The 15,600-nt window shown below is 65.4% G+C and carries 11 protein-coding genes; 7 read left to right on the forward strand and 4 right to left on the reverse strand.

All coding sequences use genetic code 11. The annotated features are described in order from the left end of the window. Positions 1-4 precede the first annotated feature (4 nt). The 4 genes from KAK09_RS07900 to KAK09_RS07915 all read right to left on the reverse strand — a co-directional run bounded on the left by KAK09_RS07900 (position 5) and on the right by KAK09_RS07915 (position 4,121). Positions 5-1,705 (reverse strand): DUF5927 domain-containing protein, encoded by a 1,701-nt coding sequence (locus tag KAK09_RS07900; RefSeq protein ID WP_210878391.1) that lies wholly within the window; start codon positions 1,703-1,705, stop codon positions 5-7. A 19-nt stretch (positions 1,706-1,724) separates the two neighbouring features. Next, complete coding sequence (locus KAK09_RS07905; RefSeq protein ID WP_210878392.1) at positions 1,725-2,711, reverse strand: glycosyltransferase family 2 protein; 987 nt, start codon at positions 2,709-2,711, stop codon at positions 1,725-1,727. A 152-nt stretch (positions 2,712-2,863) separates the two neighbouring features. Next, positions 2,864-3,415, reverse strand: coding sequence for an ActR/PrrA/RegA family redox response regulator transcription factor (locus tag KAK09_RS07910; RefSeq protein ID WP_210878393.1), 552 nt, complete (start codon positions 3,413-3,415; stop codon positions 2,864-2,866). Between the two features lie 73 nt (positions 3,416-3,488). Continuing rightward, positions 3,489-4,121: an SCO family protein gene (locus KAK09_RS07915; RefSeq protein WP_210878394.1), complete on the reverse strand. Its 633-nt coding sequence runs from the start codon at positions 4,119-4,121 to the stop codon at positions 3,489-3,491. 84 nt (positions 4,122-4,205) lie between these two features. Between KAK09_RS07915 and regB the strand changes: the two genes are divergently transcribed. From regB to addA, 7 genes are all read left to right on the forward strand, one after another. Further along, positions 4,206-5,558: a sensor histidine kinase RegB gene (regB, locus tag KAK09_RS07920; RefSeq protein ID WP_210878395.1), complete on the forward strand. Its 1,353-nt coding sequence runs from the start codon at positions 4,206-4,208 to the stop codon at positions 5,556-5,558. A gap of 75 nt (positions 5,559-5,633) precedes the next feature. Further along, the gene (locus tag KAK09_RS07925) at positions 5,634-7,076 is read left to right on the forward strand and encodes a PAS-domain containing protein (RefSeq protein WP_210878396.1); all 1,443 of its coding nucleotides are present in this window, start codon (positions 5,634-5,636) and stop codon (positions 7,074-7,076) included. Between the two features lie 47 nt (positions 7,077-7,123). Then, positions 7,124-7,600, forward strand: coding sequence for a tRNA (adenosine(37)-N6)-threonylcarbamoyltransferase complex ATPase subunit type 1 TsaE (gene tsaE, locus KAK09_RS07930; protein WP_210878397.1), 477 nt, complete (start codon positions 7,124-7,126; stop codon positions 7,598-7,600). Beyond that, positions 7,593-8,603, forward strand: a complete 1,011-nt coding sequence (locus KAK09_RS07935; protein ID WP_210878398.1) for an aminoglycoside phosphotransferase family protein — start codon at positions 7,593-7,595, stop codon at positions 8,601-8,603. The genes tsaE and KAK09_RS07935 overlap by 8 nt, the downstream gene beginning before the upstream one ends. Continuing rightward, positions 8,600-9,289, forward strand: a complete 690-nt coding sequence (locus tag KAK09_RS07940; protein WP_210878399.1) for a nucleotidyltransferase family protein — start codon at positions 8,600-8,602, stop codon at positions 9,287-9,289. The genes KAK09_RS07935 and KAK09_RS07940 overlap by 4 nt, the downstream gene beginning before the upstream one ends. Next, the gene (gene addB, locus KAK09_RS07945; protein ID WP_210878400.1) at positions 9,276-12,215 is read left to right on the forward strand and encodes a double-strand break repair protein AddB; all 2,940 of its coding nucleotides are present in this window, start codon (positions 9,276-9,278) and stop codon (positions 12,213-12,215) included. Before KAK09_RS07940 ends, addB begins: the two co-directional genes overlap by 14 nt. Beyond that, on the forward strand, positions 12,212-15,565 hold the full coding sequence (addA, locus tag KAK09_RS07950) for a double-strand break repair helicase AddA (protein ID WP_210878401.1): 3,354 nt from the start codon (positions 12,212-12,214) through the stop codon (positions 15,563-15,565). The genes addB and addA overlap by 4 nt, the downstream gene beginning before the upstream one ends. Positions 15,566-15,600 lie beyond the last annotated feature (35 nt).

The raw sequence follows: 15,600 nt of genomic DNA on the forward strand, positions 1-15,600 counted from the left end.
CCGCCTACCGCACCAGATACGGCTTGCGCTGGCCGTCGGATGGATGGTGCAATCCCGCCTCGGCGCTGAAATCACCCATCAGATAGGGGTGCATCCCCTGGTTCTTGAGGACCTGGAGAAACTGGCCAAATCCGGTCAGATCAGTCATGCGCGGCACCTCGGCAAGGCCGCGCGGATTGGCCTTGCCGATCTCGTCGATGATCGCCTGCAAGGGCTCCATCGGCGATTCGATGAATTCCGCCATGGTCCAGATCCGCACTTTTGCCCGCACCCATTGCGACCGCAGCACCTTGAGATGCTGCGCCTCGATCTGTTGCAGACGCGCCGCCTCGCACCGGATATCGGCAAAATTTGCATTGGACTGAAACAGCGGCACGGCCCATGCTCCGGAGATCACCGAGATCTGCGCGTTCGGATCCTTCACGATGTCCCATTCCACCGCCTGAAACATATCCTTGGGGCCAAGCTGAAAGCATTGCCGTTCGCCGCGCGTGTTCCAGATCAGGCTGGCGAGAAAGGCGCGCGGGTTGTAGTCACGCAGCGCCGCGCTATCGGAAAGCGCGCCGGCCATGATGGTCTGGCCATCGGCGAACTCGACTCGCTCGGGCGCGAAGATATGGCCATGAACGCGCATCGCGGTCATCCGCGCCAGCCACGACTCGAAGTTCTCGAACAGATCGCTGAACCCCTCGAAAACGGAATAGGGCGCACAGGTCAGCCCATTCTCGCGCCCCTCCACCGGAAAACGGCTCTGCATGTAGAGGCCCGGCCGCCCGCACGTGCGCCGTTCGACCGCCTTGGCAAAGATGCGGTCGATCTTGCCGGGGTTCGGCTCGGTCCGCTTCATCGCCCCCGCCTGATCGGTCAGGAACGCCTCGTAAAGCCGGTTGGCATGGGGCCAGATCTTGCGCGCAACAAAACAATCCGACCGCCGCAAAAGCTGAAGATGGTCGTCGTAGAAGATATGCGGCTTGCCCTGATAGTCGAATTTCGACAGCGTCAGCGACCGGCTCTCTATCTGGCGGGAATATTGCCGGGCGAGCGTCTGGAAATAGCTCTCGTCAGGGATCCAGACCTTCGAGAAATACCGCTCGTAGGTGGCGCGCTCGGGATCTTGGAGAATCGCGGAAAGGGTTTGACGCGTCAGGCACCACCACTGGCTTCCCATATGGGGCAGGATGCCGTTCGGCATGCGCCGCCGAAGCCGCACAAGCCGTTGCAGCGCCACGTATTTGTCAAAGAGAAAGCGATGCTTGCGCCAGGAGAACGGAAATCGCAGGGTAAAGCGTTCCTGATCCAGCCCGCCGATTGTCCAGGGCACGTCGGCGGTGGTCGCGCTCTCGATGAAATCGGTATGCGGGCGCGCAGCGAGATAGTCGATCAATTCCTGCACCGGGCGCAGCGGCAGGCACGACCCGGAGGCGAGATAGACGTGGCGCACCTCTGGGAACTCGCGCAGCATGATCTCGGAGGCGTTCTGCGTCGCCGCCACAAGCCCCCACATTCCCCACTCGCAGCGGTGCCGTTTGGCAAAGCGCAGGTCAGGCAGGTCCGACAGCGATCTGACAAAGGCGTCATACGCCTTTCGCGGCACCGCGCGATCCACATGAATCACCAGCGGGCACCCCGAGGCCGCCCAATGCCGCGCCACCTGTTCGGCCCTGCCAAAGGCGGTGTGAACCAGCATGACGATGCCAAGGCTCATGTCCGCGCCGCTCCCCGCCTCAGGCCCAGTTGCCCTTGGACATCAGGCCAAGGATCTCTAATTGCCGCCAGTTTATATATTTTTCCGACCATTTGCACCAAAGTTCGGGATTGTCGCGCGCATGGGCAGCATAGGCCCTGTATTCGACGCTGCCCGCATAATGCTGTCGGCGGATCAACTCCTCCTCCGCCTTGGCGGTGAACCTGTCTAGAAACTTGGCATGGAGCAGAATGCCGCTTGCCCTCTCGCCGCCCCACTCGTCGTAGGTCAGGTTAAGACCCCGTGGCAACAGCATATGGGTCGAGCTGTCATAGGCATAGCGCCGGTCCCATCGCACCAGCGGTGTCTTGTTCAGCGCGGGCGCCTTCTTCGGGTTGTCGGCGAAAAACACCCGCGCACGCGGCCCGCCCTGGATCCAGAGATTGCCATAAAGCCTGTTCTTCCTGATCATGTAATTGCCGGGATCGAACCAGGCGGCAATCTCAAGCGGATCCTGCCCGGCGCGATAGGGCGCCGCATCGATGCGCCCCTTGGGATACATGTCGAGCAGCATCGCGCCAAAGCTCCTGACGGCGCTACTATCGAGCCAGTCGGTCAGCGCGCGGATGGGGCGCGTGTCGCAGAACGGGTAGATGAAGAACTCGTCTGGATCGACCACCAGCGTCCAGTGCCCGTGCCCGTATCGCCCCTGCAACCAGTTGAGCCAGTCCACGCCGAAACGCGCCCGCTTGTAACTTGCCTTGGTGGTCCAGAGCGAGACATCGGGTTGACGCGCAAGATAGTCGGTGCCGCCATCGCTGCTGTCATTGTCCACGATCAGGAAATGCCCGATGCCAAGGTCGCGGTAATACTGAAGGAAATAGGGCAGGCGCACATACTCGTCGCGCAATGTCGAGAACAGCAGCACATCGCCGGGCCGGATGTCGCCCGTGCGGTCTGCCACCGGGCGCAGTGAGAAATGCTTGCGAAACGCGCGAACCTTGGCCCGTTTGCGCCGAAGCCGCATCCGGTATGACTGCCAAATTCCCACCCTGCTCCGCCTCCGCGCAATTTTCTGCGCCACACACTATTCGAGACAGGTTAATACAACCCTCATCCCGAACAAATCATTAAGATTCATGGAATTGTTACGTGTAACGCAACAATCGGACAAGCCCCTCACTTAGGCGAGCGTTTCGCCAGGATCCGCTGCAAGGTTCGCCGATGCATGTTGAGCCGCCGCGCCGTCTCGGACACGTTGCGATCGCAAAGCTCATAGACCCGCTGGATATGCTCCCACCGCACCCGATCCGCGCTCATCGGATTTTCGGGCGGCGGCGGCAGGTCGGAGCCATTCGATAAAAGCGCATTGGTGATATCCATGGCGTCGGCGGGCTTGGACAGGTAATCCGTCGCCCCGATCTTGACTGCCGCGACCGCCGTGGCGATCGCCCCATAGCCGGTGAGCACGACGATGCGGGCGTCGGGGCGCTTGTCGCGGATCGCCTCGACCACGTCGAGCCCGTTGCCATCCTCCAACCGCAGATCACAGACCGCATAGGCGGGTGGGCGAGCCGTCGCAATCGCGCGTCCGGCGGCCACCGATCCCGCAGTCTCGACCTCAAAGCCCCGCTTCTCCATCGCCTTGGCCAACCGTTTCAGAAAAGCCTCGTCGTCATCGACCAGCAGAAGCGACTTGTCCTCGCCGATATCGAGCGGTTCCTCGGTCATCGCGGACCTCCCCTTGCGCGTATCCGTGCCAAAGGTTCTAGCCCTTTGATTTTCCCGCGTCAAAACAATCACGTCACTTGGCGGCGTCAAGATAACACTGCACCCGCTCCGCCACCTGTTCCGGCGTCTCATCGCGGCGGAAAAACTCGACAAAGCCGTGTTCGGGCAACGTCAGATAGCTCATCGTCGTATGATCCACGAGATAAAAGTCGCCCTCGCCCTGCTTGGGGTCGTGCGCCTTGAAATAGGTGCGATAGGCGCGACTTGCGGCGCGCACCTGCTCTTCGCTGCCGGTCAGGCCAAGCATCCGCGGGTGCAGGTAACCGGTCCATTCCGCCAGCACCTCGGGTGTGTCGCGCTGTGGGTCGATCGAGATGAAGACCGGCTTCACGATCCGGCCCTTGTCTTCCAGAAGATCGACCGCCTCGGCATTGCGCGCGGCATCCATCGGGCAGACGTCGGGACAAAAGGTATAACCGAAATAGATCAGCGTCGGCTGGTCGATGACCTGCGCGTCGGTTACGGTCTCGCCAGTCTCGCTGATAAGCTCGAACGACCCGCCGATCTGCGCGCTTCCCCCGGCCACGCTCGAAGCGCGGCATTGGGCAAAGCGATCCTCGGGCGCGCGGCTTATGGTCATTGCATAGGTCGCGCCAAGAACGGCAACAACGATCACGGCTGCGGCTATGGCGAACATCCGGGTCATCGGAATGGCTTGCCTCCCCTCGGTCTGAGTGCAAGCTGTATGTAACACCTCCTGCTCCAGACACAACGGGACCAAGGCGCGCCGATGACCGATATTTCCCCCGATCCGATCACGCCCAGCGTCAATACGCAGCTGATCCGGCTCAGAACCCTCATTCTGTTGCGCTGGTGGGCCATCGCCGGACAGGCCAGCGCGCTTCTGGCCGCAGATCGGATCTACAAGCTCGACCTTGAAATCGGGCTTTGTTTTCTGGTGATCGGCGTTTCGGTCGCCTCGAACCTTGTCGCCAGTTTCGTCTTTTCCGAAACCAAGCGCCTGTCCGAGCAAGACGCACTTCTGGTGGTGCTGTTCGACATGCTGCAACTGGGGCTTCTACTGTATCTGACCGGCGGGATGCACAATCCGTTCTCGATCCTCATCGTCGGGCCGGTCACGGTTTCGGCATCGGCGCTCTCGGGGCGGGCGACGCTTTTCCTCGGGGTCGTGGCAATCATAATCGTGACGCTGCTGATGCAATTCTACCTGCCGCTGCGCACCGAGGACGGATTCATTCTTCAGGTTCCCGACATATTCCGCTTTGGCAACTGGGTGGCCATCGTCATTGCGGTGGTGTTTCTCGGGGTCTATTCCCGCAGGATCGTGCAGGAAATACGCGCCATGTCTGACGCGCTCCAGGCCACGCAGATGGCCCTCGCGCGCGAGCAGAAACTGACCGATCTGGGCGGCGTGGTGGCGGCAGCGGCGCATGAGCTGGGCACGCCGCTCGCCACAATCAAGCTGACCAGCGCCGAACTGGCCGAGGAACTGGCCGACCGCCCCGACCTGCGCGAGGATGCGCTCCTGATCCGGGCGCAGGCGGATCGCTGCCGCGATATCCTGCGCTCCATGGGCCGCGCCGGAAAGGACGATCTGCACTTGCGCCGCGCGCCGCTGACCGCGCTGGTGGAGGAAGCTGCCGAGCCGCATATCGGGCGCGGCAAGGACATCCGCTTCGATCACGGCGGCAAGGCCGATCCGATGACGCAGCCCACCGTGCTGCGCCGTCCCGAGATCATCCACGGGCTGCGCAACCTCGTGCAGAACGCCGTCGATTTCGCATGCACGACCGTCTCGGTCGAGACCCGCTGGACCAAGGACCACATCACGCTGCGGATCATGGATGACGGGCGCGGCTTTCCCCCCGACATGATCGGGCGCATCGGTGAACCGTTCATCCGCCGCCGCGCGCCCGCCCCCGATTCGCGACGGCCAGGCTACGAGGGGATGGGGCTTGGCCTGTTCATCGCCAAGACGCTTCTGGAACGGTCGGGGGCCAATCTGACCTTTGCCAACGGGGCAGATACTGTCGGTGCACTGGTCGAGGTGAGCTGGCCGCGCGCGGTGCTGGAGGTGTCCGATATCCCCAGCCTTGGCGAGAACCGTCCGATTTCCGGGTAAACCGCCCGGACGACGTTAATCGCCCCTTAACCACTTTACCCCACGCTAACGGGCGGACAGAGGTGGAGAGGCAGAATGGCGGATATGACGGCGCTCGATTTCACGGTTCTCATCGGGATCGCTCTCGTGCTCTCGCTGGTGGTGGTCTGGATCTCGGGGCTGATGCCTGACCGCCGTGCACATCCTGCGCCGATGGAACCGGGAACCACGAGACACTTTCTTTTTCGCGATGGTGCGCTTGTCGATACCGATGTGGCTGAGTTCACCCTGCCGGAGCCGCAAGACGCGGATGAAAGCGACTGGCTCCGTTTTCGCCGCTGGCTTGCCCCGCGCTTTGACCTGCCCGAGACCGTCGAGAACGGGAAAACCCTGCAAGATGGTGCCGCCCGCCTTGCGCTCGTCTTGCAGGGTGCAACCCTGCGCGTCACCCTGTCGGATCCCGAAACCTGCGCCGTTGCGCGCCACGACCTGCTTCATCGCCTGTCCGAGGCCACGCAGCAGGGCGCCGCCCTCATGGCCGCGCCCCTGCCGATGTGGCTGCGCGATCCCTCGGGGCGCATACGGTGCGAAAACCGGGCCGCAAGCACCCTGTCAGCGCCTGACCGCGCAGAGCTTCTTGCTGCCACCGTTCCGGGGCGCATCGCTCTCGAATCGCCGTCACGCTGGTATGACATGACCATCGAGACGCAGAACCACGGCCAGATCCACTATGCCCGCGACGTCACCGCCAGCGTTCTTGCCGAGCAGGCCCAGCGCGATTTCATCCGCACACTTGGCAAGACCTTTGCAGACCTGCCCACCGGTCTTGCGATCTTTGATCGCAACAGATCGTTGGCGATGTTCAACCCGGCGCTCGTCGATCTGACCGGCCTCGATCCCGTGTTTCTCAGCGCGCGCCCCGGTATCCTCGACTTTTTCGACACGCTGCGCGATCGGCAGGTCATGCCCGAGCCAAGGAACTATGCGAACTGGCGCACACAGATCGACGCAATGATCCGCGCCGCCGATGACGGCCAGTATCAGGACGTCTGGAGCCTCGTGAACGGAAGAACCTATCGTGTCACAGGGCGGCCACACCCCAACGGTGCCGTTGCCTTTCTCTTTGCCGATATCTCTGACGAGGTGGCCGTCACCCGCGATCAGCGCATCGCCCTGGATCTCAGACAGGCCGCGCTGGACCGCGTAGAAGAAGCTGTGGCCGTGCTGGCGAGGGATGGCGCGCTGCTGTTCTGCAACCGCCGCTTCGCCTTGCTGACACGCCTCGCCCCCGAGGCGCGCACGGGCCTCGCGCTGCCCGATCTGCTGGCCATCTGCCGCACCCGTTTTCCGCGCGCGACGCTCTGGCAAAGCGTCGAGGACCGGATCCGGGCCGGGGCCGTGTCGGCCTTTGCCGAAAGCGCGATGCTCGACCACGGCACGCGTCTTGCGGTGCGGTTGATGCCTCTTGGACAGGGGCGGGCGCTGCTCTCGCTCCACCATGTCCCCGCGCATGTCCAGCCAGGCGCGTTGACGGCCTGACGGCGCATCCGGCTTGCAGGCGGCGGCGGGGCGTGTAGTGTCGCGCCATGTCCACCCTGAGCCGCACCCTTGCCCTTGCCAGCCCCACCAAAACATGTGCGCTGGCCCGGCACCTCGGAGGCCGCCTCCGGCCCGGCGACGTGCTGTTGCTTTCGGGGGGTGTCGGCGCAGGCAAGACCCATTTCGCGCGCTGCCTGATCCAGAGTCTCCTGACCACCCCCGAGGATGTGCCCTCGCCGACCTACACGCTGGTGCAGACCTATCCCGGCACCACGGCCGAGATCTGGCACGCCGATCTCTACCGCCTCACCGATCCGGTGGAGTTGGTCGAGCTTGGCCTGACCGAGGCATTCGAAACCGCCATCTGCCTTGTCGAATGGCCCGATCGTCTGGGCGAACTGGCCCCCGAAACCGCCCTCTTGCTCGATTTCGCTCCCGGCGACGCGCTTGAGGCGCGCCGCCTCACCCTGCGCTGGAGCGATCCGCGCTGGACCGCCTTGTTGCAAGAGATCGCCCATGCCTGACCGCAGCACCGACATCGCCGCTTTCCTTTCCGCTGTCGGGTGGGCCGATGCGGGGGCGCGCCCGCTCGCGGGCGACGCCTCGAACCGCCGCTACCTGCGCCTCACCCGGCCCGATGGCATCCGCGCGGTCCTGATGGACGCCCCCGCCGAACGCGGCGAAGACGTGCGCCCCTTTCTGCGCATCGCGCGCCACCTCTCGGCTCTGGGCCTTTCGTCGCCCGCGATCCTTGCCGAGGATACCCGCGCTGGCCTCCTGCTTCTCGAAGATCTGGGCGACGCCCTTTTTGCCCGCGTCGTGGAAGCCCACCCAGAGATGGAAGTGCCCCTTTACGAGGCCGCCGCCGACCTTCTGGCAGAGTTGCACCGCCACGCGCCGCCCAAAGGACTGGCGTGCTACACGCCCGCGCTCATGGCCGATCTGGCGAGCCTTGCCTTCGACTGGTATCGCCCCGGCGCGACCGGCAGAGACAGCCCCGCAAGAAACCGCTTTCACGCCGAAACAGAGACTGTTCTGGCTGCGCTCCCCGACACTGACAGCGTTCTGATCCAGCGCGATTACCACGCCGAGAACCTGCTCTGGCTGCCCGAACGCGACGGCATCGCCCGCGTCGGGTTGCTCGATTTCCAGGATGCGATGCGCGGTCATCCGGCTTATGATCTTGTCTCGGTGCTGCAAGACGCCCGCCGCGACGTGACACCCACCCTCGCCGAAACCATGGTCGCGCGCTACATCGACGCGACAGGGACCAACGCGCAAGACTTCATCACCGCCTACCATTGCCTCGGCGCGCAACGAAACCTGCGGATTCTCGGGGTCTTTGCCCGGCTCTGTCTGCGCGACGGCAAGCCGCATTACATCGATCTTATCCCCCGCGTCTGGCATCACCTCCTCCACGACCTGTGCCACCCTGCGCTCTCCGATCTGGCAGACCTGATACAGACAGAGCTCCCGGCACCAACGCCCGCGATTCTCGCCCACCTCAAATCCCGGTGCGCCGCATGACGTTTCCGGTGATGGTCTTCGCCGCCGGATTCGGCACCCGCATGGGAAAGCTGACGCAGAACCGGCCCAAGCCCCTGATCAGGGTGGCGGGGCGCGCGCTGATCGATCATGCGCTCGATGTCGTGGACGGTTATGCGCCCCCCCGCACCGTGGTGAACCTCCACTACTTGCCCGAGCAGATCCGTTCCCATCTCAAGGGGCGCGACCTGCTCTTTTCCCTTGAGACGCCCGAGATTCTCGAAACCGGCGGCGGTCTGCGTGCGGCACTGCCGCTGCTTGGCCCCGGCCCGGTCTTTACCATGAATTCCGACGCCGTCTGGCGTGGGCCAAACCCGCTCAGCCACATGACAGGCTTTTGGGATGCCAGCCGCATGGACGCGCTGCTCCTCTGCATCCCGCCCGAAAACGCCATTGGCCACACGGGCGCGGGCGACTTCACGCACGCGCCTGACGGGCGGCTCTCCCGCGGGCCCGGCGTCGTCTATTCCGGCGTGCAGATCATCGCGCCCGGCCATCTTCACGCCATCCCCGAGACCAGCTTTTCGCTCAACCGCGTCTGGGACAGCATCGCCGCAAAGGGCCGCCTTTTCGGCACCACCTATCCCGGCCAGTGGTGCGATGTGGGCCGCCCCGAGGGAATCCCGCTGGCCAAGTCTCTGCTGGAATTGGGCCATGTTCGAGACTGATTCACAACCCCATGTCTTTGCCCTCGCCCCCGGCGTGGATTTCCCGAGCGCCTTCGTTGACGGGCTGCGCGCGCGGCTTGGAAAGGCCCCGCCCGAGGCGCTCGCCCGTGTGCAGATCATCGTCAACACCCGCCGCATGGCCCGCCGCCTGCACGAGATCTTCGACGCAGGGCCACCTTGCCTGTTGCCGCGCATCGGCCTTGTCACCGATCTCGGCGAGAGCTGGGATCTGGCCCATCTGCCGCCGCCCGCCCCGCGCCTGCGGCGGCGGCTCGAACTGGTGCAACTGATCACCGCACTGATCGACCACCAGCCCGACCTTGCCCCCCGCAGCGCCGCCTTCGACCTCGCCGACAGCCTGGCCGCACTGATGGACGAAATGCATGGCGAAGGTGTTGCGCCCGAGGCCATCGACGCGCTCGACATCACCGATCAATCCGGCCATTGGGCGCGGATCAAGGCGTTTCTGGGCATTGTCAGACCCTATTTCGACGAGGCCGCCACAGCGCCCGACCCAGAGACCCGGCAACGCATGGTGATTGAACGGCTCATCGTTCGCTGGCAGGAGGCACCGCCGCCGCATCCGGTGATCGTCGCGGGCTCGACAGGCTCGCGCGGGGCGACACAGCTTCTGATGCAGGCGGTGGCAAAGCTGCCGCAGGGGGCCGTGGTCCTGCCCGGTTTCGATTTCGACGCGCCCGCCGCCGTCTGGGCGGCGCTCGCCGATCCGCTCATCTCTGAAGACCACCCGCAATTCCGCTTCGCCCGTTTCGCCGAGGGCGCGGGCATCGCCCCCACCGCAATCCGCCCCTGGACCGATGCGCCGCCGCCCAATCCCGCGCGCAACCGGCTCATGTCGCTCGCGCTCCGCCCCGCGCCCGTCACCGATCAATGGCTGCGCGACGGGCCCACGCTCGCCGACATTCCCACCGCGATGGAGACGGTCACCCTGATCGAGGCGCAAAGCACGCGGCAAGAGGCGCTCGCCATCGCCATGCGCCTCCGGCAAGCCGCCGAGGACGGCGCGATTGCGACCCTCATCACGCCCGATCGTACGCTTGGCCGTCAGGTTGCCGCCGCGCTCGACCGCTGGCGCATCCGCCCCGATGACAGCGCGGGCCAACCGTTGCACCTCTCGCCTCCCGGTCGCCTGTTGCGCCATGTGGCCGAGATCTTCGCCAACCGGCTCAGCGCCGAAGCGCTTCTTACCCTACTCAAGCATCCGCTCACCCATCAGGGAGACGGGCGCGGCGCGCATCACCACCTGACCGCGCGGCTTGAATTGCACCTGCGCCGTCACGGCCCACCCTACCCCGACGCCAAGAGTCTGCGCGCCTGGGGCGAAACCCGGACCGAGCCGCTCGCTGCCGACTGGGTGCGGTGGCTCTGCTCCTGTTTCACCGGACGCGACAGACCGGGCGACCGCCCGTTGGCCGAGCGCGTGACCGAACATCTCCGGCTTGCCAACCATATCGCGCGCGGCTGCCGGGGCGAGGGCAGCGGCACCCTGTGGGAACGCGAGGCGGGCGAGGAGGCACAGGCGGCGATGGACGAACTCGTCGCCGAGGCCGCCCATGGCGGCCCGATCTCAGCCATGGATTACGCGCACCTGTTCCATTCCCTCCTCAGGAACCGAGAGGTGCGCGACCCAAACGAACCGCACCCGCAGATCCGTATCTGGGGCACGCTGGAGGCCCGTGTTCAGGGTTGCGATCTGCTCATTCTCGGCGGCCTCAACGAGGGCACCTGGCCGCAGAGCGCCGCGCCCGATCCCTGGCTCAACCGCGCCCTGCGCGCGCAGGCGGGGCTTCTGCTCCCCGAGCGGCGCATCGGCCTTCAAGCGCATGACTTCCAGCAGGCCGTGGCCGCACGCGAGATCTGGTTGACCCGCTCCGTGCGCTCGGCGGATGCGCAAACGGTGGTGTCGCGATGGCTCAATCGGGTTCAGAACCTGCTTGAAGGGCTGCCTGGACAGCACGGCCCCCAAACTCTTGCCGCCATGCGCGCGCGGGGGCAGGCGTGGCTCGCCCGCGCCGCGCAACTGGAAGAACCGGGAGAAACGCCCCGCGTCCTGCGCCCCGCGCCCTGCCCACCCGTGGCGCTGCGCCCCGACCGGCTCTCGGTCACCGAGATCAAGACGCTGATCCGCGACCCTTACGCAATCTATGCGCGCCATATCCTCGGGCTTCGCCCGCTTGATCCGCTAATGAAGCTGCCAGATGCGCTGATGCGCGGCACGGTGCTGCACACGATCATGGAGCGCGTCATCACCGAAACGCGCGACGATCCCGAACGGCTGACCACAGAGACACTTTTGGCCACAACAGAGACTGTTCTGAGCCAGACCGTCCCCTGGGCCGAGGCCCGTGCGCTCTGGCTTGCCCGGATCGAGCGGGTGGCGGACTGGTTCGTCCAGGGCGAGATGGCGCGCCGTCTTGTGGCCCGGCCCGCTGCCATCGAACGGCGCGGCGCGCTCGTCCTGCAAACACCGCCCTTCACCCTCACCGCCAAGGCCGACCGCATCGACATCGACCCGCACGGGCGCGCGCTGATCTACGATTACAAGACCGGCACGCCACCCTCGAACAAGGAACAGGTGCATTTCGACAAGCAGCTCCTGCTCGAGGCCGCCATGGCCGAACGCGGCGATTTCGACGATCTCGGGCCCCTGCCCGTGCTGCGCGCCGCCTATATCGGCATGGGCGGCACGCCGGGCGTGATCGACGCGCCGCTTGATGAGACGCCGATCGCACAGATCGTCGCCGAATTGGCGGAACTGATCGCCGCCTATGCCGCACCTGACAAAGGCTATGTCGCCCGCCGCGCCCCGCGCAACGACACCGATCGCGGCAATTACGATCAGCTTGCCCGCTTTGGGGAATGGGATATCACGGATCCGCCCGCGCCCGAAAGAGTCGGCCCATGACCGACGCCGCTACCCTTGCCCAGCTCGCCGCCGCGCATCCGGATTGTTCCACCTGGCTTGCCGCCAATGCCGGATCGGGCAAGACGCGCGTTCTGACCGATCGGGTGGCGCGGCTGCTGCTCGATGGCGTGAACCCGCAACACATCCTCTGCCTGACCTATACCAAGGCCGCCGCCAGCGAGATGCAGAACCGGCTTTTCGCGCGGCTCGGCACCTGGGCGATGAAGCCCGACACCGCCTTGACCGACGCGCTGCGCGCACTCGGCCATGAGGGCACAATCGACGAGGCCGCGCTCCGCCGTGCGCGCTGCCTCTTTGCCCAGGCGATCGAGACGCCGGGCGGGCTGCGCATCCAGACCATCCACTCGTTCTGCGCCAGCCTGCTGCGCCGCTTTCCGCTAGAGGCGGGCGTCACGCCGCAATTCACCGAGATGGACGACCAGACCGCCCGCCTGCTGCGCGCCGAAATCGTCGAGCAAATCGCCGCCGGGCCGGAGGCAGGGCTGTTCTACGATGTGGCAAGGCACTATTCCGGTGAAACGCTGGATAAGTTCACCCTCGAAATCCTCCGCCATCAGGGCGGATTTGCGCAGACCCTGGACCGCGCCGCACTCTGCGCGCTCTTCGACCAGCCGGCGGATCTGAGCCGTGAGAGTGTCGTCGCGCAGGTATTTCTCGGCAACGAGCGCGCGCTGCTCGATCGGCTTTTGCCAACCTTGCGTGCAGGCTCCGCCAACGATGTGAAAGCGGCGGACAAACTTGCGCGCGGTGCCGCGCGCGACTTTTCCGCCTTGCCTGTGCTTGAGGATATATTCCTCACCGGCAAAAGCGCGAAATCGCCGTTTTCCGCCAAGACAGGCTCTTTTCCGACGAAGGCAACCCAACAGGGTCTTGCCGCGATCATGCCCCAGATCGAGCAGTGGATGGCCCGTGTCGAGGCCGCGCGCGACACCCGTCTCGCCCTTCTCGCCGTCGAGCGCAGCACCGCGCTTCACGCTTTCGGCGCGGCCTTTATCAGAGCCTATTCCAGCTTAAAACAGCGGCGCGGACTGCTTGATTTTGACGATCTGATCCTGCGCGCCCGCGATCTTCTCACCAATCCAGCCGTCGCTGCCTGGGTGCTCTACCGGCTCGATGGCGGCATCGACCATATTCTTGTCGATGAGGCGCAGGACACCAGCCCCGTGCAATGGCAGGTGATCGAACGCCTGGCGCAGGAGTTCACCTCGGGTGTGGGGGCGCGCAGCAACATCCGGCGCACGATCTTTGTCGTAGGCGACCGCAAACAGTCGATCTATTCCTTTCAGGGGGCCGATCCGCGCGAGTTCGACCGGATGCAGCGCGAATTCGCCGCGCGCCTTGCGGAAACCGGAACACCGCTGCAATCGCGCCTGCTCGCCCATTCCTTCCGCTCCGCGCCCGCGATCCTCGCCACCGTCGATGCCACCTTTGAAGGCGCCGAGGAAAGCGGTTTTGCGCCGGATCAGAGCCATATTGCCTTTTTCGACACCCTCCCCGGCCGGGTTGATCTCTGGCCCGTGATCGGGAAACCCGAGACCGAGGATCCGCCCCCCTGGCACCTGCCGGTCGATATCCGGCGCGAGAGCCATCCCGCCGTTATCCTCGCAGACCGGATCGCGACACATATCCGCGCCCTCATCGACGCGCGCACAGCCCTACCCGTGCGCGATGCCCCCGGCACGTTCCGCGCGATAACGGCGGGTGATGTGCTTATCCTCGTGCGCCGCCGCTCCGCGCTCTTTCACGAGATCATCCGCGCCTGCAAGGCCGCTGGCCTGCCCATCGCCGGGGCGGACCGCCTCAAGGTCGGCGGTGAACTCGCGGTGCGCGACATCGCGGCGCTGCTGTCTTTCCTCGCCACGCCCGAGGACGATCTTTCGCTGGCCACCGCGCTGCGCTCGCCGCTCTTTGGCTGGTCCGAGGGCGATCTTTTTGGCCTCGCGCAGGGCCGCGGCCCCCGCACGCTCTGGGAAGTGCTCCGCGAACGGCAGGATCATGCCGAAACGCTTGCCATTCTCAAGGACATGCAGGATCACGTCGATTTTCTGCGCCCCTACGAGCTGATCGAGCGTCTGCTGACCCGACACGATGGCCGCCGCCGCCTGCTCGCCCGGCTCGGGGTCGAGGCCGAGGATGGCATCGACGCGCTGCTGACGCAGGCGCTTGTCTATGAACAGCGCGCCATCGACAGCCTCACCGGGTTTCTGGTCTGGATGGAGACCGACGATCTGGAGATCAAGCGCCAGATGGACAGCGCCGGAGACCGTATCCGCGTGATGACGGTGCACGGGGCCAAGGGCTTGGAGGCCCCGGTGGTGATCCTGCCCGAAACCGGGGCCTGGAGGCTGCCCGATGCGCCCGAGATTGTCGCGCATGACGGCGTGCCGCTCTGGCGCGGCAAGGCCGACATCATGCCGCCGCTCATCGCCTCCGCCGTCGCCGCAGGCCGCGCTGCGCAACTGGCCGAGCGCGACCGGCTGCTTTACGTCGCCATGACACGGGCCGAAACCTGGCTGATCGTCGCCGCCGCCGGTGATCTCGGCAAGGACGGGCTTGCATGGCACGACCGCGTGCGCTGCGGGATAGAGAGCGTGGGCGCCAGGGAGCAGACGTTTCCAACCGGCATCGGATTGCGGGTGGAAACCGGAGAATGGGCCGAAACAGTGTCTGCTACAGGACAGGCAGGCACGCCAGCTTCACCGCCCCTTGCCGCGATGTTTCAGACCCACGCGCCCTTGCTCGACACGCCCAAACCCCTCACCCCCTCAGATCTCGGTGGGGCCAAGACACTCCCCGGAGAGCGTGGCCTTGACGAGGCCGCCGCCAAACGACGCGGGCGACAGATTCACCGTTTGCTGGAGCTGCTCCCCGATCTGCCCCGCCCGGACTGGCCCGAAAAAGCCGCACAGCTCTTTGCCTCCGGCCCCGAGGCTGCCGGACCCGAGGAAACGGCCCTGCTGCTGGCCGAGGCACAAAAAGTGCTCGACAATCCCAGCCTCGCGGCGCTGTTCACCGCCGACGCGCTGGCCGAAGTGCCGATCACCGCGCCTTTGGGCGAGAAACGGCTGCATGGCGTCATCGACCGGCTCATCATTGCCCCCGACCGTATCCTTGCCGTCGATTTCAAGACCAATGCCGAGGTGCCTGAACACGCCCATGACACGCCCGAGGCGCTGTTGCGGCAGATGGGGGCCTATGCCCATGCGCTTGCCCTCATCTACCCCGACCGCCGGATCGAGACCGCGCTGCTGTGGACCCGCACCGCCACGCTCATGCCCCTGCCACACGCTCTCGTGACAGAGGCGCTCGCCCGCGCCGCCGGTCCTTGACGCTGACGCCTGCGCTCCATAGGTTCCCCCCGAAC

It is taken from the genome of Roseovarius autotrophicus, from assembly GCF_018069895.1.
Lineage (GTDB): Bacteria > Pseudomonadota > Alphaproteobacteria > Rhodobacterales > Rhodobacteraceae > Roseovarius > Roseovarius autotrophicus.